The sequence below is a fragment of the Xanthomonas hawaiiensis genome (genome assembly GCF_031834635.1).
Taxonomy (GTDB): Bacteria; Pseudomonadota; Gammaproteobacteria; order Xanthomonadales; family Xanthomonadaceae; genus Xanthomonas_A; species Xanthomonas_A sacchari.
In genome coordinates this window covers 1,785,049-1,809,472 of record NZ_CP115873.1, presented here as the reverse complement: position 1 = coordinate 1,809,472, position 24,424 = coordinate 1,785,049, and the positions used below count along the sequence as shown (strand labels likewise).

At 70.0% G+C, this 24,424-nt stretch carries 25 protein-coding genes; 16 read left to right on the top strand and 9 right to left on the bottom strand.

What is annotated here, in order from left to right; genetic code table 11:
* Positions 1-36 precede the first annotated feature (36 nt).
* From PG878_RS07890 to PG878_RS07875, 4 genes are all read right to left on the bottom strand, one after another.
* Positions 37-972 carry a DUF1684 domain-containing protein gene (locus PG878_RS07890; protein WP_244672447.1) on the bottom strand — a complete coding sequence of 312 codons (936 nt, stop codon included), beginning with the start codon at positions 970-972 and terminating at the stop codon, positions 37-39.
* 53 nt (positions 973-1,025) lie between these two features.
* On the bottom strand, positions 1,026-1,907 hold the full coding sequence (locus PG878_RS07885) for a sulfurtransferase (protein ID WP_209029832.1): 882 nt from the start codon (positions 1,905-1,907) through the stop codon (positions 1,026-1,028).
* The gene (locus tag PG878_RS07880; RefSeq protein WP_010343964.1) at positions 1,904-2,704 is read right to left on the bottom strand and encodes an NUDIX hydrolase; all 801 of its coding nucleotides are present in this window, start codon (positions 2,702-2,704) and stop codon (positions 1,904-1,906) included. The genes PG878_RS07885 and PG878_RS07880 overlap by 4 nt, the downstream gene beginning before the upstream one ends.
* Before the next feature lie 113 nt (positions 2,705-2,817).
* The gene (locus tag PG878_RS07875; RefSeq protein WP_010343966.1) at positions 2,818-3,519 is read right to left on the bottom strand and encodes an FKBP-type peptidyl-prolyl cis-trans isomerase N-terminal domain-containing protein; all 702 of its coding nucleotides are present in this window, start codon (positions 3,517-3,519) and stop codon (positions 2,818-2,820) included.
* 160 nt (positions 3,520-3,679) lie between these two features.
* Between PG878_RS07875 and PG878_RS07870 the strand changes: the two genes are divergently transcribed.
* From PG878_RS07870 to nth, 3 genes are read left to right on the top strand one after another with little or no spacing between them, the layout of a single operon-like run.
* Positions 3,680-4,462: an enoyl-CoA hydratase/isomerase family protein gene (locus PG878_RS07870; protein WP_209029831.1), complete on the top strand. Its 783-nt coding sequence runs from the start codon at positions 3,680-3,682 to the stop codon at positions 4,460-4,462.
* An 11-nt stretch (positions 4,463-4,473) separates the two neighbouring features.
* Complete coding sequence (locus tag PG878_RS07865) at positions 4,474-4,860, top strand: hypothetical protein (protein ID WP_209029830.1); 387 nt, start codon at positions 4,474-4,476, stop codon at positions 4,858-4,860.
* Positions 4,857-5,540 carry an endonuclease III gene (gene nth, locus PG878_RS07860; protein WP_209029829.1) on the top strand — a complete coding sequence of 228 codons (684 nt, stop codon included), beginning with the start codon at positions 4,857-4,859 and terminating at the stop codon, positions 5,538-5,540. The genes PG878_RS07865 and nth overlap by 4 nt, the downstream gene beginning before the upstream one ends.
* 277 nt (positions 5,541-5,817) lie before the next feature.
* On the opposite strand, the gene PG878_RS07855 is transcribed toward nth, so the two are convergent.
* The 4 genes from PG878_RS07855 to PG878_RS07840 form a co-directional block, all read right to left on the bottom strand.
* The gene (locus PG878_RS07855; RefSeq protein ID WP_425611765.1) at positions 5,818-7,395 is read right to left on the bottom strand and encodes a SulP family inorganic anion transporter; all 1,578 of its coding nucleotides are present in this window, start codon (positions 7,393-7,395) and stop codon (positions 5,818-5,820) included.
* A 10-nt stretch (positions 7,396-7,405) separates the two neighbouring features.
* Entirely contained in the window at positions 7,406-8,095 is a 690-nt protein-coding gene (locus PG878_RS07850) for a carbonic anhydrase (protein WP_209029828.1), read from the bottom strand.
* Between the two features lie 106 nt (positions 8,096-8,201).
* Entirely contained in the window at positions 8,202-8,501 is a 300-nt protein-coding gene (locus PG878_RS07845) for a hypothetical protein (protein ID WP_311186032.1), read from the bottom strand.
* 216 nt (positions 8,502-8,717) lie between these two features.
* Positions 8,718-9,968, bottom strand: a complete 1,251-nt coding sequence (locus tag PG878_RS07840; protein ID WP_209029826.1) for a porin — start codon at positions 9,966-9,968, stop codon at positions 8,718-8,720.
* A gap of 258 nt (positions 9,969-10,226) precedes the next feature.
* On the opposite strand from PG878_RS07840, the gene pstS (PG878_RS07835) reads away from it, so the two are divergent.
* From pstS (PG878_RS07835) to PG878_RS07775, 13 genes are all read left to right on the top strand, one after another.
* The gene (pstS, locus tag PG878_RS07835) at positions 10,227-11,240 is read left to right on the top strand and encodes a phosphate ABC transporter substrate-binding protein PstS (protein WP_010343974.1); all 1,014 of its coding nucleotides are present in this window, start codon (positions 10,227-10,229) and stop codon (positions 11,238-11,240) included.
* A 282-nt stretch (positions 11,241-11,522) separates the two neighbouring features.
* The gene (pstS, locus tag PG878_RS07830; protein WP_209029825.1) at positions 11,523-12,620 is read left to right on the top strand and encodes a phosphate ABC transporter substrate-binding protein PstS; all 1,098 of its coding nucleotides are present in this window, start codon (positions 11,523-11,525) and stop codon (positions 12,618-12,620) included.
* Positions 12,621-12,858: 238 nt separating this feature from the next.
* A complete protein-coding gene (gene pstC, locus PG878_RS07825; RefSeq protein ID WP_209029824.1) occupies positions 12,859-13,833 on the top strand; it encodes a phosphate ABC transporter permease subunit PstC in 975 nt (324 codons plus the stop codon).
* A gap of 1 nt (position 13,834) precedes the next feature.
* Positions 13,835-14,701, top strand: a complete 867-nt coding sequence (pstA, locus tag PG878_RS07820; RefSeq protein ID WP_160965750.1) for a phosphate ABC transporter permease PstA — start codon at positions 13,835-13,837, stop codon at positions 14,699-14,701.
* A gap of 19 nt (positions 14,702-14,720) precedes the next feature.
* The gene (pstB, locus tag PG878_RS07815; RefSeq protein WP_209029823.1) at positions 14,721-15,548 is read left to right on the top strand and encodes a phosphate ABC transporter ATP-binding protein PstB; all 828 of its coding nucleotides are present in this window, start codon (positions 14,721-14,723) and stop codon (positions 15,546-15,548) included.
* A gap of 130 nt (positions 15,549-15,678) precedes the next feature.
* On the top strand, positions 15,679-16,389 hold the full coding sequence (gene phoU / locus PG878_RS07810; protein ID WP_209029822.1) for a phosphate signaling complex protein PhoU: 711 nt from the start codon (positions 15,679-15,681) through the stop codon (positions 16,387-16,389).
* Between the two features lie 178 nt (positions 16,390-16,567).
* Positions 16,568-16,969, top strand: a complete 402-nt coding sequence (locus PG878_RS07805) for an HvfA family oxazolone/thioamide-modified RiPP metallophore (protein WP_209029821.1) — start codon at positions 16,568-16,570, stop codon at positions 16,967-16,969.
* Complete coding sequence (locus PG878_RS07800; protein WP_209029820.1) at positions 16,956-17,807, top strand: HvfB family MNIO-type RiPP peptide maturase; 852 nt, start codon at positions 16,956-16,958, stop codon at positions 17,805-17,807. The genes PG878_RS07805 and PG878_RS07800 overlap by 14 nt, the downstream gene beginning before the upstream one ends.
* Positions 17,804-18,550, top strand: a complete 747-nt coding sequence (locus PG878_RS07795) for an HvfC family RiPP maturation protein (RefSeq protein WP_209029819.1) — start codon at positions 17,804-17,806, stop codon at positions 18,548-18,550. Before PG878_RS07800 ends, PG878_RS07795 begins: the two co-directional genes overlap by 4 nt.
* Positions 18,551-18,591: 41 nt before the next feature.
* On the top strand, positions 18,592-19,245 hold the full coding sequence (gene rnt, locus PG878_RS07790; RefSeq protein WP_010343983.1) for a ribonuclease T: 654 nt from the start codon (positions 18,592-18,594) through the stop codon (positions 19,243-19,245).
* 107 nt (positions 19,246-19,352) lie between these two features.
* Complete coding sequence (locus PG878_RS07785; protein WP_209029818.1) at positions 19,353-19,685, top strand: low molecular weight protein tyrosine phosphatase family protein; 333 nt, start codon at positions 19,353-19,355, stop codon at positions 19,683-19,685.
* Between the two features lie 32 nt (positions 19,686-19,717).
* Positions 19,718-20,338, top strand: coding sequence for a hypothetical protein (locus PG878_RS07780; protein WP_209029817.1), 621 nt, complete (start codon positions 19,718-19,720; stop codon positions 20,336-20,338).
* A gap of 16 nt (positions 20,339-20,354) precedes the next feature.
* Positions 20,355-20,783, top strand: a complete 429-nt coding sequence (locus tag PG878_RS07775; protein WP_209029816.1) for a hypothetical protein — start codon at positions 20,355-20,357, stop codon at positions 20,781-20,783.
* Between the two features lie 71 nt (positions 20,784-20,854).
* Here the strand turns inward: PG878_RS07775 and PG878_RS07770 are convergent, their stop codons facing one another.
* Positions 20,855-23,797, bottom strand: coding sequence for a ligand-binding sensor domain-containing diguanylate cyclase (locus PG878_RS07770; protein ID WP_209029815.1), 2,943 nt, complete (start codon positions 23,795-23,797; stop codon positions 20,855-20,857).
* Positions 23,798-24,424 lie beyond the last annotated feature (627 nt).

Below are 24,424 nucleotides of genomic sequence, written 5' to 3'. Positions count from 1 at the left end.
CGCGGCTGAAGCCGCTCCTACGAGATTCCTGCGCGCTCAATGCGCGCCGACATAGTTCTTCTCGCCGGCGGTCACCGGCACGTCCAGGCGATTGCCCACCGGCGCCAGCGGACACACCACGTGCGGGGTGAACGCGCACGGCGGGTTCTGCGCCAGGTTGAAATCCAGCACGATGCGATCGCCCTGCGGCGCCGGCACGAACAGATAGCGGGCGCCGCCATAGCTCTCGCGGCCGCTGGTGCGATCGGAGAACGGCAGGAACAGGCGCTGGCTGGCGCCGTCGCGCAGCACCTGCAGGCGGTAGCGCCGCCCCCGCAGCACGAACTCGGCGCTGCCGACCAGGGCCAGCGGTTGCGGGGTGCCGATCGAGGTGAGCAGCACCATCGCCTGCGGCGCCGGCACCGGATGCCAGTCGGCCACCACCCGCCACTGCGGATCGATCGGGAAGTAGTCGATGCCGCGGAAGCGCGCGCGCGCCGGCGCCTGCGGATCGCGGAAGCGCCAGCCGAACAGGTTGCCGGTGCGCACCACGTAGAACTCCTGCGCCCCCAGCGCCAGCCGGGTCTGGGTGTCGTGCGCCGCGTCGGTCTCCAGGCGCCCACCGGCGAACGGCTGGCCGTTCACCTGCACCGTCGCGTCCGCGGCGGGCTGGAAGTGCACGCCCTCCTGCAGATCCACCTGCAGCATGCCCAGATGCGCCGGACCGGCCGGCAACTGCACGTCGTTGTCCGGTGCGCTGCCGACCCGGTGCACGCCGCTGTGCAGACGCCCGGAGCCGGTGAAACTCAACCAGCCCGAAGGCGCGCGCAACGTCGCCAGGCGCTGCGCGCGGCTGCGCTCCACCGCCTCGCGATAATGCGTGGCCGATTGCGCGCGCGGCGAGGCGTCGGCGCCATCGGCCGACCCGCGCCGCTCGCCGCAGGCCGCCAGGCCCAGCATCAACGCCAGCCCGCAGGCCTCACGCCAGCGCATGGTGCTCCCCCTGTGGTGCGCCATCGTGCATGCGTTCGGTGTGTGCCGCGGCCCTAGCCGACGGCGCGCGGCCGCGCCGGATCGGCGATCCAGCCGCTCCAGGAGCCGGCATACACGCGCGCGCCGTGCAGGCCGGCATGCTCCAGCGCCAGCAGCAGATGGCAGGCGGTGACGCCGGAACCGCACATCAGCACCACCTCGCGGGGATCGCGCCCCTGCAGCAACGGCTGCAGTTCCGCGCGCAGTTCCTGCGCCGGGCGCAGGCGGCCGTCGCGCAGGTTCTGCGCCAGCGGCCGGTTGAGCGCGCCAGGCACGTGCCCGGGCAGCGGGTCGATCGGTTCCACCTCGCCACGGAAGCGCTCGCCGGGGCGCGCATCCAGCAACCAGCCCGGCGCCTCGTGCAGACGTGCGGCGACCTCCTCGGCGGAGACGATGCGCGCGGCATCGAAGACCTGCGGATACGGCGGCAGCGGCGACGGCGCGGAGGCCGCGTCGGTTTCCGGCAGGCCCAGCCGGCGCCATTCGGCCAGACCGCCGTCGAGTACGGCGACCCGGCGATGGCCGAGCAGGCCCAGCATCCACCACAACCGCGCCGCGGCCATGCTGCCGTCGCCGGCGTCGTACACCACCACCTGGTGCTGCGGGCCGATACCCCACTCGCCCAGGGTACGCGCGAACGCCGCGGCGTCCGGCAACGGGTGCCGACCCAGGCCGGGACGGCCGAGATCGGACAGATCGGCGTTCAGATCGGCGTAGACCGCCCCCGGCAGGTGCGACTGCACATAGGCCTCCCGCGCGGCCGCTGCAGCGGCGGGATCGAGCAGCGCCGCCGGCGCGAACCGCGCATCGACCAGGCGCAGCGCGGGATCGCCGAGCGCGGCGGCTACTGCCGGCGCCTCGACCAGGATGTGCCATGCGGGGGACGTTGCGGTCATGCGGCTTGCTCCAGTCGGCGGCGCAGGTTGAGCAGGATCGCCGCGGTCGCGCCCCAGATCCGCTGGCCGGGCCAGCCGTACTCCAGCACGACGCGCGGGCGTCCGCGGTAATCGGTCTCGATGCTGCGCAGGTTGTCCGGCGCCATCAGGTAGGCCAGCGGCACTTCGAACACCTCGGCCACTTCGCCCGGATGCGGCTGCGGCACGAAGCGCGGATCGATCGCCGCGACCACCGGCATCACCCGGAAGCCGCTGATGGTGACGAACGGATCCAGATACCCCAACGGCTCGGCCTGGGACGCCGCCAGCGCGATCTCTTCCTCGCTCTCGCGCAGCGCCGCGGCCACCGCATCGGCGTCGCTGGCCTCGATGCGGCCACCGGGAAAACTGACCTGGCCGCCGTGGTGGCGCAGGCTGTCGGTGCGCCGGGTCAGCAGCACGTGGGTGCCGTCGGCGCGCGGCACCAGACCGGCCAGCACCGCCGCTTCCACCGGCGCGCCGTCCGGCAGCAGATCCTGCAGTTCGTGGTGGTTCCAGCCCGGCCCCGTCGGCGGCTGCTGCAACGGATGCAGCGCGCGCAGCAGGTGCGCGCGTTCGGCCAGGCGCTGCCCCGGCGACGGCGACCAGCCGCGGCCCGGCAGCACCTCGTCCATGTAGCGGCGGCGTTCGGCGTCGCTCATGCGGCGCCAGCCTGCGATTTCGTCGCCGTTGCGCAGGCAGCCGGTGCAATAGCCCTGCGCATCGAGACGGCAGATACCGATGCAGGGCGTGAGCGGGGCATGCGGAACGGGATCCATCGGATTCGACACCTTGCCAGCCTAGCGCGATTCGTCGGCGCCGTCGTCGCCTGCCCAAAAAAATTGCGCCGGCATCGCTGCCGGCGCAATCGTCGTGCACTGAAACAGCGTGCTTACTTGACGCTGACCAGCTTGATCTCGAACTGCACCGCCACGTTCGGCGGGAACGGCGTACGCGGGTCGGCACCGTAGGCCTTGTCCGGCGGCAGGGTCACTTCCCACTTGGAGCCGGCGGGCATCTGCAGCAGCGTGTCGCGCATGGCCTGCATCTCGACTTCGCTGACCTTGATCGCCGGGATCTGCTGCGCCGGACGCGCCTGCGCCGGGCGCTGGCCGAACGGGTACGGACCGGCCACTTCCAGCTGCACCGTGCTGGCCTGGGTCGGCTTGGCGCCGGTACCGGCCTCGATCACGCGGTACTGCACGCCGCTGGGCAGGGTCTGCACGCCAGCCTTGGCCTTGTTCTGGGCCATGAACTGGTCGCTCTTGGTCTTGTTCTCGGCAGCGGCCTTCTCGTAGTCGGCCTTGGCCTGCTGGGCGCGGGCCTGCTCGCGCTTCTGGAACGCTTCCACCGCCGGCTTCAGCTGGTCGGCGCTGACCGCCGGCTGCTTCTTGGCGTAGGCGTCCTGCAAGCCCTTCACCACCGCATTGATATCGAGCTGCTCGCCGCGGCCGGTGAGTTCGGCAAGGTTGTTGCCGTAGTCGTAGCCGAAGTAATAGCTCAGCTTGCCCTTCTCGGACGAGGTGTCCTGGGCGAACGCATTGCCGCTCAGGGCGAGGGCCGCGACAGCGACCGCAATAGAACGCAACTTCATCAAACAATTCTCCAGGGTGGTGGCACAGGGCGGCCCGTGCCGCCTGAGATGACGCGTTAGGATAGCCGCCGCGGCGCGTAACCGCTACCGACGACGCTGCTCTGACTGATGCGGCCCGCCCAGAGTTCCCATTACTTTTTTTTAACAACCAGGAATGCACATGTCCGGCACGCCGGTCCTCGCCGCTACCCAGGGTGCGATCCGCATCCTCACCGTGAATCGAGCCGACAAGCTCAACGCCTTGAATCGCCAGGTTTTGCAGGCGCTGGATGCGGCCTTCGCCGCCGCCGCGAACGACCCGCAGATCCGCGTGGTGGTGCTGACCGGCGCCGGCGAAAAGGCCTTCGTGGCCGGCGCCGACATCGCCGAAATGAACGAACTGACACCGGTACAGGGCCGCGATTTCTCGCAGTTGGGCCAACGCCTGATGCGCCGGATCGAGCGCATGCCCAAGCCGGTGCTGGCGATGGTCAACGGTTTCGCCCTCGGTGGCGGGCTGGAACTGGCGATGGCCTGCCACCTGCGCGTGGCCGCCGAGGGCGCGCGCCTGGGCCAGCCGGAGATCAATCTCGGGCTGATTCCCGGCTTTGGCGGCACCCAGCGCCTGCTGCGGTTGGTCGGCCGCGCCGCGGCGCTGGAACTGTGCCTGCTCGGCGCGCCGATCGATGCGGCGCGCGCGCTGCAACTGGGCCTGGTCAACCGCGTGGTCGCCGCCGGCGACCTGCAGGCGACCACGCTGCAGCTCGCGCAGCAACTGGCCGATGCCGCGCCGCTGGCGCTGCGCGGCATCCTCGACGCGATCCAGATCGGCGGCGAAAGCGCGATCGAACAGGGGCTGGAGTACGAGACCGCGCAGTTCGGCCTGCTGTTCTCCAGCGAGGACATGCGCGAAGGCACCCGCGCCTTCCTGGAGCGGCGCCCGCCGCAGTTCCGCAACCGTTGAGCCCGCGCACGATGTCGCACGCCCCCGCTCCCGCCTCGCCGCTGCAGTTGTTGCGCTGGATCCTGGACGACGATCTGGATGCCGCGATCGACGGCGGCCTGATGGACTACCCGGGCACCGATCCCGGCGACGACGCGCTGGACCCGGCGCATCCGCACCTGCGCGCGCAGTTGCTCGCCGCGCAGCAGCGCCTGCGCGATGCCTGGGCCGCACGCGCACGCTACCGGGCGCGCACCGCGCGGATGCAACGGCGCGCCAATGCGCGCCAGGCACGACGTGCGGCGGCGACACCGGCCGCCTCGACCACGGCCACACCGAGCGCGCCGGCCCTGCCTGCGGCCGCCGCGGCGATCCTGGCCCGCGCCAAGGCCAAGGCCGCACAGCGAGGCGGCCGATGAGCGCGACCGCGAGCGCAAGCACGCCTGCACGGCGCGGACGCCTGCTGAGCAAGGACGAGATCCACGAGCTGTTCTCGCGCCTGTCCGAACTCAATCCCAGCCCGACCACCGAGCTGGAATACAGCACCCCGTTCGAACTGCTGATCGCGGTGATCCTCTCGGCGCAGGCCACCGACGTCGGCGTCAACAAGGCCACGCGGCGCCTGTATCCGGTGGCGAACACCCCGGCCGCGATCCTGGCACTGGGCGAGGACGGGCTGAAGCGCTACATCTCCACCATCGGCCTGTTCAACGCCAAGGCCAAGAACGTCATCGCCACCTGCAAGATCCTGGTCGAGCAGCACGGCGGCGAGGTGCCGCGTGCGCGCGCCGCGCTGGAAGCGCTGCCCGGGGTCGGCCGCAAGACCGCCAACGTCGTGCTCAACACCGCCTTCGGCGAACCGACCATGGCGGTGGACACGCACATCTTCCGCGTCGCCAACCGCACCGGGCTGGCCCCGGGCAAGGACGTGCGCGCGGTCGAGGATTCCCTGCTCAAGCGCGTGCCGGCGCAGTTCCTGCACGACGCGCACCACTGGCTGATCCTGCACGGCCGCTACGTGTGCAAGGCGCGCAAGCCCGACTGCCCGCAGTGCGCGATCCGCGACCTGTGCCGGTACAAGGACAAGACGCCGGGTTGAGCGGACTGCAGGATGGTCTGGAGTTTTGGCCGGCGCAGAGCTGCGGGCCTTCGGCTCCGGCAAGGTGAACCGGACACGACGTCCGCCGCTGCGTTCGTCGCGGTTGAAACCGCTCCTACACCTCCACCGAAGCGCTCGCTGGATGCAGCACTTGTAGGAGCGGCTTCAGCCGCGACATTCTCCGCCGCCGACACTGCCTCGTCTGCGCATCGCGGTTGAAACCGCTCCTACAGATCTTCGAATCGCTCACAGGAAACACGGCCGGCCACGCCACCGACTACGCCGCACGCTGCCCCTCCACACGCCGGTCCAGTTCCTTCCAGTCCACCACCAGCGCGCAGCCGCGGGCCGCGGCGTTGCGGCTCCAGTCGCGCAGCAGTTCCAGGCACGCATGGTCGACGTGGCGTAGCCGCGCCACGTCCAGGTGCAGTTCGGTATTCGGCGGCAGCCGCTCCAGGGTCCGTGCCATCGTCGGCACGCGCAGGAAGGTGGCCGAGCCCTCCAGCGACAGGCGCAGCTTGCCGCCCCCCTCGCCCGCTCCCGCGTCGCTAGCGGCGTCTTCATGCGCATGCACCCCGACCGTCAGCCGCGACTGCTGCAGCGCCAGCCGCAGCAACGACAGCGCAAAGCCGATCAGCACGCCGGTCAGCAGGTCGGTGGCGACGATGGCGAAAGTCGTCGCCAGGTAGATCGCGGCGGTGCCGCGGCCATACGCAGCCAGTTCGCGCACCTGCCCCAGCTTGACCATCTTCAGCCCGGTGTAGACCAGGATGCCGGCCAGGCACGCCACCGGCGTCATCCGCAGCAGCCACGGCAGCAGCAACGCGAACACCAGCAGCCAGCCCGCGTGCAGCATGGTCGACACGCGCGTGGCCGCGCCGGCCTGCACGTTGGCAGCGCTGCGCACGATCACCCCGGTCATCGGCAACGCGCCGAGCAAGCCGCACAGCATGTTGCCCACGCCCTGCGCGGCCAGTTCGCGGTCGTACCGGGTGCGCGGCCCCTGGTGCATGCGGTCCACCGCCGCCGCCGACAGCAGGGTCTCGGCGCTGGCGATGAAGGCGAAGGTGAGCGCCGACAGCAGCAGTGTGGCATCGAGCACGCCGAGCATGTCGGTCAGGCTCGGCACCCGGATCGCCGAGAGCAGGTTGGCCGGCACGTCGACCTTGCGCACGTCCAGCGCCTGCACCTGCACCAGCGCGGTCATCGCCACCACCGCCAGCAAGGCGCCGGGAACGAAGCGCAGGCGCTGCGGACGCAAGCGCTCCCACGCCAGCATGATCGCGATGGTGCCCAGGCCGACCAGCAAGGCGGCGCGGCCCACGCCGGCGTCCAGCGCGCGCCACAGCACCGCCGGCAACGCGGCGAAGTTCTCCAGGCCACGCGCCTGCGGCGCCGCATCCAGCAGCACGTGCGCCTGCGAGGCGACGATCAGGATGCCGATCCCTGACAGCATGCCGGCGACCACCGCCGGCGAGGTCATGCGGAACCACACGCCGGCGCGACACAGCCCGGCCACCAGCTGGATCGCGCCGGCCAGCAGGATCACCGGCCCCAGCGCCGCCACGCCGTGCGCGCGGACCAGTTCGAACACCAGCACCGCCAACCCCGCCGCCGGGCCGCTGACCTGCAGCGGCGAGCCGGCGATCAGCCCGACCACCAGGCCGCCGACGATGCCGGTGATCAGGCCGGCAGCCGGCGGCATGCCCGAGGCGATCGCGATGCCCATGCACAGCGGCAAGGCGACCAGTAAGACCACCACCGAGGCCAGCAGGTCGCGGCCGAAGGCGCCGCCGCGCAGGTAACGGGCCAGCGCGGAGGCGCCGGCCGGAGCGTGCTCTGTCATGGTGTGCATGGGCGGCTCCTCAGACGGCGACGTTGCGCAGGACCGGCGCCAGGCGCGGCGGCGGCGTGGCATCGGGCGGGCGCCGTCCGGCGTCCGGCAGCAGCGGCAGGAACCGCCCCTGCTCGGCGTCGAAGGCGCGGATCTCGCCATGGCCGATGTCGTAGATCCAGCCGTGGATGCGCAGCGCGCCGCGCGCCAGCCGCGCCGCCACCACCGGCTGCGTGCGCAGGTGGTCCAGCTGCGACACGACGTTCTCTTCGGTCAGGCAGTGCAGCGCCTCCTCGGCATGGGCGGCATGGCCATGCTGCGCGGCGACCTGGCGCGCGCTGTCGGTGTGCTTGAGCCAGGCCGCCACGGTCGGCACGTCCTGCAGCGACGCGGGATTGAGCACGGCCTTCATCGCGCCGCAATCGGTATGGCCGCAGATCACGATGTGCTCGACCTGCAGCACCGCCACCGCGTACTCGATCGCCGCGACCACGCCGCTGACGTGCTGCGAGTACGGCGGCACCACGTTGCCGATGTTGCGGTAGACGAACAGCTCGCCGGGCTGCGCGGCGAACATCAGTTCCGGCATCACCCGCGAATCGGCACAGGTGATGAACAGCGTGTGCGGGGTCTGGCCGGCGGCGAGTTGCCGGAACAGTCCGCGCTGGCGCGGATAGACCTCGTTGCGGAAATGGCGAAAGCCGTCGAGCAGACGTTGCATGGGGATATCTCCAGGCACGGGGGGAGAGAGGCCGCACCGCAGCGGGTACGACGCAGACGCAGGCAGCAGAAGCGAGGGATCGGCATCGCCAGCGGCGATGCAGGCGTCAGGCCCGGGATGGAGGGCGCAGCGCGGGGCGGCGATAGCTGCGGCAAGGCGCTGCCGCCCGCGCGGCCAAGACAGGCCCGATCAGCAGAGCCGGCGGAAACACCGCGGGCGCGACCGCGAGCGGTGCGTCGTATGGATCGGGATCGACGTCGGGCGCTTCCAGCGCGGGCGGGATCTCACCGAGGCCGGCGTCGACATCGCTGGCGCAGGCGCTCGCACACAGCGCCGCCAGTGCCGCTGCCGCGACCGATCCTGCACGGATCGCGGACAGCGCCAGCAACGCGGTCAACAGCAGCATGGACAGGCGAGCGAGCATGCTTCGACAGTAGGAAGGCGCATCGGCGATGACAAGTGCTGCGCCGCACAATTCATCGCATCGTCCACGGCGGTCGACGCGAACCGTGAAGGGCACCCCGGCACGCGCCCCATCGCGTGGGCCTTGGCGCGCATGCCGCAAAAAAAGAAAGGCGGCGCACTGCGCCGCCTTCCGTACATCGTGCGGAATCTCCGCGAATCAGAACGACAGGTCGCCCCAGACGCCGAATTCCTTGGTTTCCACGTCGGTCTTCTTGCTGGCGTTGTCCTGGTGCGTGTACTTGTACACGGTCGCCAGCTTCAGGTTCTTCAGCACCGGGAACTCGACGCCGACGTTCCAGTACTTGTCGGCCAGGGTCGGGTCGATGGTCTTGCTCAGGTCGGTCTTGTCGTAACGGGCGAAGGCGTTGATGCCGCCGTCGGTCAGCGCCACGCTGCCCCACACCGACCAGCCGCTGGACTTGTCGGTGGCCGGGGTCAGCACGTTGTTGAGGTTCTTGGCCTGGAAGTACTCGCCGCCCAGACGGAAATTGGAATCGGCGTAGGCGACCATCGCATCGGCGCGGGTGTAGTCGTGCTGCGCGTCGAGGATGTCGGTTTCCTTGCCCAACTTGCCCGAGTAGGCGCCGACGGCGATGGCCAGGTTCTGCATCGGCATGTAGGCGACACGGCCTTCCACGTCCATGCCCTTGCCGCGGGTCGGGTTCTTGTAGCCGGCACCGTTGACCACCGACATCGCGTAGTTGACCTGCGCGCCCAGGTCGCCGAAGGCGTGCAGGCCCCAGTCGGAAGAGTTGGCGTACTTCAGGCGGTCGGTCAGGGTGTTCTCGACGTAGCGGTAGCCGTAGTACTTCTCGACGAACGGCACCCACGGCATGTCGGCGGCACCGATGCGCAGCGCGAAGGCGTCGTCGAACTTGCCCTGCACGTAGGCCTTCTTGACGAACAGCTGGGTGTTGGACAGCGCCGAGCTGTACTGGAAGTCGGTGGTCAGGTTGGCCGACCAGATCTCGTTGAAGCTGTGGTCGACGGTCAGGTAGAAACGCTTGACGTCCAGACCGGTGCCGCTGGCGGCGGTCTTGGCGCCGCCGCTGGTGCGGTCGATGTTGGTCAGGTCGAAGAACATGCGGCCGCCGATCTTGTTGTCGTTGACCAGCTTGGCGAGCTTGTCGACCTTGGCGGCGCTGGCCTGCGCCGATTCGGTCGCCTGGGCCTGCACGACATTCACTTCCGACTGCGCGTCGGACTGCGCCTGCAAGGCCTCCGACTGCGCCTGCAGCTGCTGGACCTGGGTCTGCAGCGCTTCGATCTGGGCCTGCAGCTGCTGCAACTGGGCAGCGCTGACGGCGGGCGGGTTGCTGCTGGCCTTGGCTTTCGCCGCGAACGCCTGCGGCGCGGCCGCCAGGCCGAGGCTGGCGAGGATCGCCGTGGCGAGAACATGAGAACGCATTAGGATGTCTCCGATGGGTGGTGGCAGGGTGGTATGGGTGCGGTGCGGCCCCAGTGCGACGGCCCGACCATTTGTAAAGATTCCGTCAAAGACATGACGGTTTTGAGTCAGCTTCGTTTCGAAACGAAGGCATCCCCGTCCGGGAAGGCTGTCACCGGACTGACATCTGATTTTCTTCAGACGTTCATGAAAAAGTCTTGGAATGCAGCCGATGCCGGCAGGGGTGCCGGCTTCCCACCTATTCCAGGAGTTCTCCCGATGCGTTCCCTCAAGCTCCGACTGCTGGCAGCCGCCGCGGTCGCTACGTTTTCGCTCGCGGCGCAAGCCACCGATGTCACCGGCGCAGGCTCCAGCTTCGTCTATCCGGTGCTGTCGAAGTGGTCGGCTGCCTATGCCGAGAAAAGCGGCAACCGCGTCAACTACCAGTCGATCGGTTCCGGCGGCGGCATCGCGCAGATCCAGGCGGCCACGGTCGATTTCGGCGCCTCCGACAAGCCGCTCAGCGGCGCGGAGCTGGACAAGTTCGGCCTGGGCCAGTTCCCGGTCGTGATCGGCGGCATCGTGCCGGTGTTCAACGTGGCGGGCGTGGCCCCGGGCGCGATGAAGCTCGACGGCACCACGCTGGCCAACATCTTCCTCGGCAAGATCAGCAAGTGGAACGACCCGGCGATCGCCGCGCTGAACCCGGGCCTGGCCCTGCCCGACCTGAAGATCACCATCGTGCACCGCTCCGACGGTTCGGGCACCAGCTTCAACTTCACCAACTACCTGTCCAAGGTCAGCCCGGAGTGGAAGAGCAAGGTCGGCGAAGGCACCGCCGTGCAGTGGCCGGCCGGCATCGGCGGCAAGGGCAACGAGGGCGTGGCCGCCTACGTCAAGCAGATCCGCGGCGGCATCGGCTACGTCGAGTACGCCTACGCGCTGCAGAACAAGCTCAGCTACGCCGGCATGAAGAACGCCGCCGGTCGTTTCGTGATGCCGGACGACAAGACCTTCTCCGCTGCCGCCGCCACCGCGGACTGGAAGTCGGCCAAGGACTTCAACCTGATCATGACCAACGCGCCGGGCCAGGACGCGTGGCCGATCACCGCCACCACCTGGGCCATCATGTACAAGAAGGCCAAGAAGCCGGCGTCGTCGAAGGCCGCGCTGGACTTCTTCAAGTGGTCGTTCGAGCAGGGTCAGGCGCAGGCCAAGGCGCTGGACTACGTGCCGCTGCCGGAGCCGCTGGTCAAGCAGATCGAAGCCTACTGGGCGCAGAACATGAAGTAAGCCGGCGTCTCGCCCGTGCCGGCGCACGCGCCCGGCACGGCGATACTCCAGGGCGCGGACCGCAGGGTCCGCGTCTTTTTTTGTGCCCGCTGGCGGCGCCGTCGCGACGCCGACGGGTGGCATGCCCCCTGCCCCGCGCAGGCCTTGCGGGGCGGCGCGAACGCCGCATCCCGTGATGGCGTCCGCCACCCAATCCGCAAGTCATCTGGCTGTAACAAAAATATCATTTCATAGCGAGCATCCGCCGGATGTCCCGGCGCTCTTCGCTACGGAGTGACCCCCATGAAACTGCAGCCGGCGCGCATTGCCGTCCTGTCCCTCGCCCTGGCCTTCGCCGTCACCGCCTGCCAGCCCGGCAACGGCGACAAGCAGGGTGCCGCCGACGCGGCGGGCGGGTCGCCCGCTGCCGCCCCGGCCGCCGGCGCCAAGACCGCGGCGGAGATTTCCGGTGCGGGTGCCTCCTTCATCTATCCGCTGATCTCCAAGTGGTCGGCCGACTACAACGCGGCCACCGGCAACAAGATCAACTACCAGTCGATCGGCTCCGGCGGCGGCATCGCCCAGATCAAGGCCGGCACGGTCGATTTCGGTTCCTCCGACAAGCCGCTGGACAGCGCCGAACTGGCCGCGGCCGGCCTCGGCCAGTTCCCCTCGGCGATTGGGGGGGTGGTGCCGGTGGTCAACCTGGACGGCATGGACGCGGGCAAGCTGCGCCTGACCGGCCCGGTGCTGGCCGACATCTTCCTGGGCAAGATCAGCAAGTGGAACGACCCGGCGCTGACCGCGCTGAACCCGGGCGTGACCCTGCCCGACGCCAAGATCAACCTGGTGCACCGCTCCGACGGCTCGGGCACCAGTTTCAACTTCACCAACTACCTGTCCAAGGTCAGCCCGGAGTGGAAGGGCAAGGTCGGCGAAGGCACCTCGGTGCAGTGGCCGGGCGGCGTCGGCGGCAAGGGCAACGAAGGCGTGGCCTCGTACGTGCAGCAGATCAAGGGCTCGATCGGCTACGTCGAACTGGCCTACGCGCTGCAGAACAAGATGCCGTACGCATCGATGCAGAACGCCGCCGGCAACTGGGTGCAGCCCAACGCCGAGAGCTTCGCCGCGGCCGCCGCGTCGGCCGACTGGGCCAACGCCAAGGACTTCAACCTGGTCATCACCAACGCCGCGGGCGCGCAGGCCTGGCCGATCACCGCCACCAACTTCATGCTGATGCACAAGCAGGCCAAGGACCCGGCGCGCAGCAAGGCGACCCTGGACTTCTTCAAGTGGGCCTTCGAGAAGGGCCAGCCGCAGGCCGACGCCCTGCACTACGTGCCGCTGCCGCCGGAACTGGTGCAGCAGATCGAGGCGTACTGGGCCAAGGAGTTCAAGTAAGCGCGACAGCGCTTCCGCCCTCGCCGGCGGAAGCACGCGCGCGGACGCGTGAGGCGTCGCGCGCGCGCCGGCACCGGCGCTGCATCGTGCATCGCCGGTCGCCGTCTCGGCATCACGTACTTCGGACTTTCGGGTTCCCGCCTGTGCGGGAGCGACGCAGCCACCCACCGCGCGCGGCCACCCCCGCCGCGGCCACGATCGGATCGCGCCGCCGCGCACTCCGACACATACCGAGCCCATGAACGCCACCGTCATTCCCGAAGCGATCACTGCGCCCCGCGGACGCGACCTGCGCGACGCCCGTGCCGACCGTCTGTTCCGCTGGATCCTCACCGCCACCGTCGTGTTCGTCCTCGTCGCCCTGGCCAGTGCGGCGCTGTCGATGCTGTGGGGCGGCCGCCACGCCCTGCAGATGCAGGGCCTGAGCTTCTTCTATTCCACCGAATGGAATCCGGTCGAGAACAAGTACGGCGCGCTGGCGCCGATCTACGGCACCCTGGTGACCGCCCTGATCGCGATGCTGATCGCGGTGCCGGTGAGCTACGGCATCGCCTTCTTCCTCACCGAGGTGTCGCCACGCTGGCTGCGCGGCCCGATCGGGACCGCGATCGAACTGCTGGCCGGCATCCCGTCGATCATCTACGGCATGTGGGGCCTGTTCGTGCTGGTCCCGGTGATGACCGAGTACGGCACGCCGTGGCTCAACGACCACCTCGGCACGCTGCCGCTGATCGGCCCGATGTTCCAGGGGCCGCCGCTGGGCATCGGCCTGCTCACCGCCGGTTTCGTGCTGGCGATCATGGTGATCCCGTTCATCTCCTCGGTGATGCGCGAGGTGTTCCTGACCGTGCCGACGCGGCTGAAGGAATCGGCCTACGCGCTGGGTTCGACCAAGTGGGAAGTGAGCTGGGACATCGTGCTGCCCTACACCCGCTCGGCGGTGATCGGCGGCATCTTCCTGGGCCTGGGCCGCGCGCTCGGCGAGACCATGGCGGTGGCGTTCGTGGTCGGCAACACGGTACGGCTGTCGCCGTCGCTGCTGGAGCCGGGCACCACCATCGCCGCGCTGATCGCCAACGACTTCGGCGAAGCCACCGAGACCTACCGCTCGGCGCTGCTGCTGCTGGGCTTCGTGCTGTTCATCGTGACCTTCATCGTGCTGGCGATCGCCCGCCTGATGCTGGCGCAACTGTCGCGCAAGGAGGGCAACTGAGATGGCCGCCGACGTCGCCCACCGCCTGTACAACCGCCGCCGCGTGATCAACGTGTTCGCGCTGCTGCTGTCCTGCCTCACCGCGCTGTTCGGGCTGGTGTTCCTGGGCTGGATCCTGTGGACCCTGCTGGCCAAGGGCATCTCCGGCATCAACGTGGACCTGTTCACCCGCATGACCCCGCCGCCGGGCGAAGAAGGCGGCCTGGCCAACGCGTTCTTCGGCAGCGCGGTGATGTGCGGCCTGGCGCTGTTGATCGGCACGCCGCTGGGCGTGGCCGCCGGCACCTGGCTGGCCGAATACGGCAACGCGCGCAAGACCGGCCAGGTGGTGCGCTTCGTCAACGACATCCTGCTCTCGGCGCCGTCGATCGTGCTCGGCCTGTTCGTGTACACGCTGTACGTGATGCAGACCGGCGGGCGCTTCTCGGCCATGGCCGGTGCGCTGTCGCTGGCCTTCATCGTGCTGCCGGTGGTGGTGCGCACCACCGACGAGATGCTGCGGCTGGTGCCGGCGCAGATGCGCGAAGCGGCCCTGTCCCTGGGCATTCCGCAATGGAAGGTGACCATCCAGGTGCTGTACCGCAGCGCCTCGGCCGGCATCGTCACCGGCGTGCTGCTGGCGCTGGCGCGGATCAGCGGCGAGACCGCGCCGCTGCTGTTCACCGCGTTCGGCAACCAGTACTGGAACAACAACATCATGCAGCCGATGGCGAGCGTCCCGGTGGTGATGAACTCCTTCGCCGGCAGCCCCTACCCCACCTGGCAGCAATTGGCCTGGTCGGGCGCCCTGGTGCTGACCGTGTTCGTGCTGCTGGTCAGCCTCGGCGCCCGCGGCATTCTGCGGCGCTACAAGACATCCAACGATTGAGCCCCCTATGGACCCGGCCATGAACGATCACCACAACGCCGCACCGATGCATCGCATCGCCATGCCCCACGGTCACACCGCACTGGCGCCGTCGCCGGTCAAGATCGCCGCGCGCGGCCTGGACTTCTACTACGACAAGTACCACGCGCTGAAGGGCATCAACCTGGAAGTGCCGGAGAAGCGCGTCACGGCGCTGATCGGCCCGTCCGGCTGCGGCAAGTCCACCCTGCTGCGCATCTTCAACCGCATCTATGCGCTGTACCCGAAGCTGGAAGCGCGCGGCGAAGTGATGCTGGACGGCGAGAACATCCTGTCGCCGAAGTACCCGATGAACCGCCTGCGCAGCAAGGTCGGCATGGTGTTCCAGAAGCCGGTGCCGTTCCCGATGACCATCTTCGAGAACGTCGCCTACGGCATCCGCCACCACGAGAAGCTGTCCAAGGCCGACATGGCCGACCGCGTCGAGCAGGCGCTGCGCCAGGGCGCGCTGTGGGACGAGGTCAAGGACAAGCTTGGGCAGAGCGCGCTGGGCCTGTCCGGCGGCCAGCAGCAGCGCCTGTGCATCGCCCGCGCCGTGGCGCTGCGCCCGGACGTGCTGCTGCTCGACGAGCCGACCTCGGCGCTGGACCCGATCTCCACCAGCCGCATCGAGCAACTGGTGGAAGAGCTGAAGAACGATTACACCATCGTCATCGTCACCCACAACATGCAGCAGGCCGCGCGCGTGTCCGACTACACCGCCTTCATGTACCTGGGCGACCTGATCGAGCACGACCGCACCGAAATCATCTTCTCGCAGCCGAACAAGCAGCAGACCGAAGACTACATCACCGGCCGTTTCGGCTGAGCCGCCGCGGCCGCCGCTGCCTCGCCGCAGCGGCGGCGCCCGTCGCCCTCCGGGCGGGCGCCCGGCGACGCCAGCACCGCAGCGCCAGGCATGGCCGCGGCGACACCAACGCACCTATTGGACCTACGACATGAACACTCAGCCCAACGAGCACATCGTGAAGAGCTACGACGAAGAACAGCATCGCCTCGCCGCCGAGATCGTGCGCATGGGCGAAACCGCGGTGGCGCAGTTGGAAGCGGCGCTGGACGTGGTCGAACGCCGCGACGACAACGCCGCGCTGCGCATCGTCGTCAACGACGAAGCGATCGACGCGCTCGAGCACGCCATCAGCCACGACGTGATGCGCCTGGCGCTGCGCGGGCCGATGGCGCGCGACCTGCGCGAGATCCTGGCCGGCCTGCGCATCCCCGCCGACGTCGAACGCATCGGCGACTACGCCGCCAACGTGGCCAAGCGCTCGATCGCGCTGAACATGTCGCCGCCGATGCCGCAGACCCTGGGCCTGCGCCAGCTCGGCAAGCTCGCCGCCCAGCAGGTGCGCGCCGCGCTGGCCGCCTACCAGAACAACGACGCCGACGCCGCGCTGCGGGTGCGCCAGGGTGACGCGCAGCTCGATGCGCAGTACACCGCGCTGTTCCGCGAGTTGCTGACCTACATGATGGAAGACCCGCGCAACATCACACCGTGCACGCATCTGCTGTTCATGGCCAAGAACCTGGAGCGGATCGGCGACCACGCCACCAACATCGCCGAAAACGTGTGGTTCCTGGTGCATGGCGACGAGCCGTTGCCGCCGCGCGACAAGCGCGACGAAACCAGTTCCACCAGCGGCATCTGACCCCTGCCCTGCGGACCGGCCCTGCGCCGTTCCGCTGTCGCGGCACCCCGGGCTCCGTGCGCAGCGGAGCCTTTTTTGTCGCCACGCACTGCCGCATGCAGCGGCGTGCGCCAGCGAGTAGGCTTGGCGCACTGTCGGCCGCCATGGCCGGCGTCCGCCCATCGCCAGGAGCCTGCGCATGTCCAACGCGTCCCGTTCGTCCTCTGCCCTCGTCGGTGCGGTCCTGCTCGGCGGGATCGGCCTGTCCACCTCCGCCCTGGCCATGACAGACCTCGCCCAGGGCTATGCGCTGGGCGCGCAGGCCGCCGTGCCCCCGCCGCAAGACAGCGGATCGACCACGCCGGCAACGCCGCCGCCCGCGCCGACGGCGCCTACCGGGCAGGCCGCCGACCCGGCCAAGGCCAGCGAAGGTGGCTGCGGCGCCAAGGCCGGCGACGGCAGCTGCGGTGCGCACGCCCCGGCGGCGACGCCGGCCAAGCCCGCGGCGGCCGGCGCCGCCGCCACGCCCGAGGCCAAGCACGACGACAAGGCCATGGCCGAAGGCAAGTGCGGCGAGGGCAAATGCGGTGGCAGCCTCTGAACCGAGGCCGCTGGCCGCGGCCAGTGCCGGCCTCGGACTGCGTCGCGGCCTGCTGCAGGACCTGCTGCAGGCGCCGGCGGATGCGTTCGATTTCCTCGAATGCGCGCCGGACAACTGGATCGGCGTCGGCGGCCGCCCCGGCGAACTGCTGCAGACGCTGAGCGCGCGCCATCCGCTCAGCTGCCACGGCCTGTCCCTGTCGCTGGGCGGCATGGCGGCGCTGGACACCACCCTGCTGCAGCAGACCCGCCAGTTCCTCGACCGGCACCGGGTCGCGCTGTACAGCGAACACCTCAGCTACAGCGCCGACGACGGCCACCTCTACGAACTGCTGCCTCTGCCATTCACCGATGAGGTGGTGCGCCACGTCGGCGCGCGCATCGCCCAGGTCCAGGACGCGCTGGGCCGGCGCATCGCGGTGGAGAACGTTTCCTACTACGCCGCGCCGGGCCAGGCGATGAGCGAGGCCGCGTTCGTGGCCGCAGTGCTGGACGAGGCCGATTGCGACCTGCTGCTGGACGTCAACAACGTGCACGTCAACGCGTGCAACCATGGCGACGACGCGCTGGCCTTCCTCGCCGCCCTGCCCAGCGCGCGCATCGCCTCGTACCACGTCGCCGGCCATCGCGACGACGCCGCCAGCGGGCTGAAGATCGACACCCACGCTGCGCCGGTGGCCGACCCGGTATGGGACCTGCTCGCCGCTGCCTACCGCCTGCACGGCGTGCGCCCCACCGTGCTCGAGCGCGACGGCCAGTTCCCGCCGCTACGCGAACTGCTGGACGAAGTGCAGTGCATCCGCACCGCGCAGGCACATGCGCCGTCTTCGCCTGCATGAGCGAGACCCTGCGCGCGCAGCAATTCGCCCTGACCCGGCACCTGCGCGATCCGCAGCGCTACCCGGCGCCGGCGGGCATCCCGCCGCAGCGCCTGGCGGTGTATCGCGCCCTGTTCTTCGACAACCTGGCGCAGTTGCTGGGCGGCCAGTTCCCGGTACTGCGCGCCACCCTCGGCGACGCCGACTGGACGGCGCTGCTGCGCGCGTTCTGCGCCGAGCACCGCGCCCGCACGCCGCTGTTCCCGCGCCTGGGCGAGGAAATGGTGGCGTTCCTGCAGCAGCGCGCACCCGATCCGCAGCGTCCCTGGCTGGCCGAACTGGCGCACTACGAAACCGTGGAACTGCAGGTGCAGATCGACGACGCCGTGCTGCCGCCGCACGATCCGCGCGGCGACCTGCTCGATGGCATTCCGCTGCTGTCGCCGTGGCTGCGCCTGCTGCGCTACCGCTGGCCGGTGCAGCGCATCGGCCCGGCCTGGCAGCCGGACACGGCCCCGGCGCAGCCGACCTGCCTGCTGGCGCGGCGCGAACCCGACGGCCAGGTCCGCTTCGCCGAACTGGCGCCGCTGGCCTACGCCGTGCTGGCGGCGCTGCCGCCGGGCACGCGCAGCGGGCGGGCGCTGCTGCTGGAGCTGGCCGCCGCGCACAGCCTTGCGCCGGACGCCCTGCTGCACGAGGGCGCGGCTCTGCTGGAACGGCTGCGCGCGCAGGACAGCGTGCTCGGCACGCGCTTGCCTGCGTAACGCCCCGGCGGCCGGCGGCCGCGCTCTGCTAACCTTGGCGGATGAACGATTCGGTCGACAGTCCCTCGCAACCCCTGGTCATCACCCCGATGTCGCGGCGTTTCCGCGGCTACCTGCCGGTGGTGGTGGACGTGGAAACCGGCGGTTTCGACTGGAACAAGCACGCGCTGCTGGAGATCGCGGTGGTGCCGATCGAGATGGACGATTTCGGCCAGCTGTATCCCGGCGTCACCGCCAGCGCGCACGTGGTGCCGGCGCCCGGCACCCTGATCGATCCGAAGTCGCTGGAGGTCACCGGCATCGTCCTGGACCACCCGTTCCGCTTCGCCAAGCCCGAACGCGAGGCGCTGGACCACGTGTTCGCGCCGGTGCGCGCGGCGGTGAAGAAGTACGGCTGCCAGCGCGCCATCCTGGTCGGCCACAACGCCCATTTCGACCTCAACTTCCTCAACGCCACGGTCGCCCGCTGCGGTCACAAGCGCAATCCGTTCCATCCCTTCAGCGTGTTCGACACCGTCACCCTGGCCGGCATCGCCTACGGCCAGACCGTGCTGGCGCGCGCAGTGCAGGCCGCCGGCTTCGACTGGAACGCCGCCGACGCGCACAGCGCGGTCTACGACACCGAGCAGACCGCGCGCCTGTTCTGCAAGATCGCCAACGCCTGGCCGGCGCCGCAGGTCGGCGTGGCGCCGTAGCCGCGGCATGGATTGCACGACACGCGCGCGCCGCCGTCCCGTTGGCCCGGCGGCATTGCGGCCGAGCCACCCGTGGTAGCGCCGCGCACACGCCGACAGCGGCGCGCATGACCCGCCACCTGCTGTTCGTGTGCAGCCGCAACCGGCTGCGCAGCCCGACCGCGGAACAGGTGTTCGCCACCTGGCCCGGCGTGGAAACCGCCTCGGCCGGCGTCGACCACGATGCGAACACCCCGGTCACGCCGGAACTGCTGGAATGGGCGGACATCGTCTTCGTCATGGAACCGATGCATCACGCCGAGCTGTCGCGCCGCTTCAAACGCCACCTCGGCCGCGCGCGTATCGTCTGCCTCGACATCCCCGACGACTACGGCTACATGGACCCGGCACTGGTGCAGGTGCTGACCGCGAAGGTATCGCGCCACCTGCCTGCGCGCTGATCCTGGTCCTCGGCGACCGCTCCGAGGCGTGCATGCGCACAAGCACGACCGCCATCCCGAGACACGCCGGCACGCGTGCTACGCTCGCCGCCGCGCCGGCCAAGGCGCCCCACCAGGACGACCGCGTCATGCAAGCATGGAAGCGCCGCAGCATCGGCATTCTCGACATCGGCGGCGCCGTCATCGGCGTTCTTGCCATCGTCAGCCAGGTGCCGAATCTGCGGCAGCCGGCCGACTGGCTCATCTGCGCCGCGTTCGCCGCGCTCTACAGCTGGGGTATCTACTGCGGCATCCAGTTACTGGAAGGCCGGCCCAACGCGGTCCGCGTCAACCGGGCGTTCTGGCTGGCGCAGGTGCCCACCTTCGGCAGCCCGCTCGCCAGCTACGTGTTCAACTGCGGCTTCCACCTCACCGCCGTCGTGCAGTTCGCCCCGTTCAAAGCCAGCGCGAACTTTCTGTTCGGCAGCCGCTTCACGTTCACTCTGTTCCAGTCGGGCACAACGCTCTTCTTTGGCGTGAACCTGTTCGCGCTGGCGATCGTGCTGTTCCTGGGGCGGCAACTGCGCAACCGTCCTGGCACCGCCACTGACGCTGCAGCGACTGAAGCAGGCACTGCACCACCGCAGGACAACGCGCCTCATGGCGCGCCGTGACGCCGAACGCCTCCCAGTGAACACGACCGACGCCCTGTCCTTCCTGCGCGCGCATCAACCGCTGCCCGACGACGAACAGCTCACCCAGGACCTGGTCGACGCCTACGACGCGGCGAGACGCCTGTTTCTCTCCGCTCCCGAGCGCGCCGCGTTGTCGCTGTTCCTGCGCTCCTTCGGCAACGGCGATGGCTGGGGCGTCTACCCGCTGGTCGAGGACGTGTTCCATGCCTGCGACCGCAACGCCGCCGTTGCCGCGATCCGCGAGGCGCTGGACGATCCGGCGCTACCTGACGGCAGCCGCTACTGGGTCACGCAGTTGGCCGCCGCCTTTGCGGATCCGTCCTTGCGCGCGGGGCTGGCGCTGTCGTTGCGGTCGGAACATCCAGACACCCGTGAGGCAGCACAGATGGCGCTGGAGATGCTGGACCGTCACGCCACACGCTGAAACGCGCGCGCCTGCGATCACGGTACAAGGTAGAACGACGGCGCCCGATCGGCATGCCCGGTCGCATGCCCTCAGCCCACGCACACCCGATCGCGCCCCAACCCTTTCGCGCGGTACAGGGCGCCATCGGCGCGTTCCAGCCACTGGCTCGGCGTGTCGTCCGGGCGTAGCGCGACCAGGCCGCCGCTGAAGGTGACGCGCAGCGCCGGCGCCTCGGGCGCCCACTGCAGGCGTGCATGGAACAGGTCGCGCAGGCGCGTGGCCAGGCGCTCGGCGTCGGCCAGCGGCGTGTCGCCGAGCAGCACCGCGAACTCTTCGCCGCCCAGGCGCGCCGGCAGGTCGGAGGCGCGGCAGGCGCTCAGCAGCAGTTGCCCGACCTCGCGCAGCACCGCATCGCCGGTGGCATGCGAGTAACCGTCGTTGATCTGCTTGAAGCGGTCGATGTCCATCACCAACAGGCACAGCGGCGCGCCACTGCGCTGCGCGCGCTGCATGCTATGCACCAGCACCTCGTCGAAGTGACGTCGGTTGGGCAAGGCGGTCAGCGCATCCTCGTGCGCCAGGCGCTCGAACGCGGTGGCCTGGCGCTGCAGTTCCGCCAGCAACTGGCTCTTTTCGGCATCGGCCTGCAGTAGGCGCTCCGTCTGCAGCCGCAGCGCGCTGGTGCGTCGCGCCACCAGTTGCTCCAGGCGCCGAGCGCGGCGCTTGTAGCGCGCGATCATGTAGCGGTACAGCAGCACCAGCGCCAGCAGCAGCGCCGCCGCGGCGGCCGCATGGACGCTGTGCCGCTGCCACCACAGCGGCGCCACGCTGAAGCGCCACACGGCTTCGCGGGTGCTCCAGGCACCGTCCGGATGCGCCGCGGCCACGTGCAGGGTGTAGTCGCCCGGCGGCAGGCCGATGAACTCCACGCTGCGCTGGTTGCCGCGGTCGATCCATCCGCTGTCCAGGCCGTCGAGGCGGGTGCGGTAGCGGATGCGCTCGGGCAGCAGATAGCTCAGGCCGACATAGGACACGCTGATGCGCTTGGCGCCAGGCAGTTCCGTCCTGGTCTGCCAGGGGAAGGGCTGGCCGTCCAGCAACACGCTCTCGATCGCCGCCGGCGGCGGCAGGCGATCGCGAAAGCGCGCCAGGCGCCGCGGATCGACCATGCTGACGCCGCCGGCGGTGACCAGCCACACCGTGCCGTCGTGGCGCAGCAGCATCGACGGCCCGGAGCTGCCGTTGCCCTGCGCATTGGACATGCCGTCGATCTCGTCGTAGCGGCTCACCTGCAGCCGCGCCTGGCGGCCGTCGGCGACCGCGTCCAGCGCCGCCGCGGTGGTGCGCAGCACGCCGCGGTTGCTGCTGATCCAGACGTTGCCGAGGCGGTCGCGGACCAGTTGGAACACCGTATCCACCGGCATGCCCTGCTCCAGTCCCACCCGTGCCAGGCGGCCGTCGCGGTCGCGGTGCAGGCCGCGATCGGTGGAGATCCACATGTCGCGGCCCAAGGCCTGGAACCCGAACACGGTGCGCGCGCCGCCCAGCGGCTCCAGCGCCAGCGTCCGCACCCGGCCGTCGCGCAGCACCGCCGCGCCTTCCACCGAACCGATCCACAGCGCGCCGTCGACGCTGGCCAGCGCGGTGATCAGGCCGTGCGGCAGGCCCGGCACGTCCGGCGCCGACAGTCGATCGCCGTCGATGCGCATCACTCCGCTGCGGGTGCCGATCCAGACCGTGCCCGCGGCATCGACGCTGAGCGCACGCACCTGCCCGCTGGGCAGGCCCTCGCGCGTTCCGTAATGGCGCACCACCCGACCATCGCGCAGGCGGAACACGCCATCGGCATAGGTGCCCATCCACAGGTCGCCGTCGCTGCCGCGCGCCAGGCTCAGCACCGAGGGCGCGTCGTGCAGCGCGACCGGGGCGATGCGACCGTCCGGCGCCATCCGGTCCAGCCCGGCGGCGCTGCCGATCCACAGCGCGCCGTCCGGCGTCTCCAGCAGCGCACGCACGTAGTCGCCACTAAGTCCGTCGCGGCGGGTGTAGCCGGCGAACAGGGTCTCGCGCAGGCGGAACAGGCCGCCATTGGCGCCGATCCAGACGCTGCCCTCGGCATCCTGCAGCAGGCTGACGATGCGCCCATTGGGCAGCACGTCGCCCGGCAGCATGCGCTCGATGCCATGCGCACTGATCCGCAGTAGCCCCTGGTTCTCGGTGCCGAGCCAGATCGCGCCATCGCGATCGCGCAGCATCGAAGTGAAATGGCCGTAGCCCGGCAGGTGCTGCACCAGCACCGCGCGCTCGCCCTGCATCCGGTACAGGTTCTCTCCCGCCACCAGCCACAGCGAGCCGTCCGGCGCCCGATACGGCCAGGCCAGCCCGGGCGGCAGACCGAACGCGGCCGGCGCACGCCGCAGCACGCCTTGCGCGTCGCGATACAGCAAGCCGTCGAGACTGCCGATCCAGACCCGCCCCTGGTCGTCGGCGGCCAGGTGCGGGAAGCTCGCCGCCAACGGCAGGTCGCGCGGCGCCGGCTGGTAATCGAAACGGCCGTCCGGCCACAGGCAACCCAGGCCGTTGCCTTCGAACAGCAGCCACATGCGGCCGTCGCGGTCCTGGGTCATGGCGTGGATCAGCGCATGCGGCCAGCCCGGCGGCTGCCGCCAGAAGCGCCACTGGCCGGCCGCATCGTGGCGGCCGAGATTGCCGCGCGAATCGCTGAGCCACAGCGCGCCGGCGCGGTCCACGTACAGCGAGCCGACACCGTTGTCGGGCAGACCGGGGTGGGTACTGCGGTCGATGACGGTGAAGTCCAGGCCGTTGTAGCGCACCAGTCCTTCCCAGGTGGCGAACCACAGGCGGCCATCCGGGGTCTGCGCCAGATCGCGCAGGGAGTTGTGCGGCAGGCCGTTGCGCGAGGTCCAGGAATCGATCGCGTAATCGCGCAGCGGGGGCACGCCGTCTGCGGCGCCGTCGGCGGCGACCGCGCGCCACGCCACGCCCAGCACCAGCAACAGGATCAGCAACACCGGCCATGCAGGCGGCCACGCGCGCCCGCGGTCGCGTGCGCGCGCCGCTTCCCCCTTCCCCCTGGCGACGTTCACTGTCCCGACCCGATCCGACGCAGACGGGGCGCGACAGGACCCTGGCGCGGGGGGCCAGCGTCAAGGGGACGGGGGCGACGCAGACTCATTACCGGAACAGAACACGGGACGAGCGCCCATGGTAGGCAAAAATGCGGCGCTGCGGGTGCAGGCGGTAGCAGGCCACCGAAAAAGAACGCGTGAAGATTGCGCGACGGTTAAGCCGGGCTGGTCAGCGCGAGCGAGCGCCTCCTTCTCCCACCGGGAGAAGGTGCCCCGAAGGGGCGGATGAGGGTACGGGCGCAGCCTGGGGAAACGTCGATTGCTGCGACGGATGAGGGCAAAAGGACGAAGCTTGGTGTCGGCCTGGTGCGCGAGAGGCTTCGCCCCCGGACCCTCACCCCAACCCCTCTCCCGGAGGGAGAGGGGCGCTGGCGCCTCCCTTCTCCCTCCGGGAGAAGGTGCCCCGCAGGGGCGGATGAGGGTACGGGCGCAGCCTGGGGAAACGCCGATTGCGGCGACGGATGAGGGCAAAAGGGCGAAGCTTGGTGTCGGCCTGGTGCGCGAGGGGCT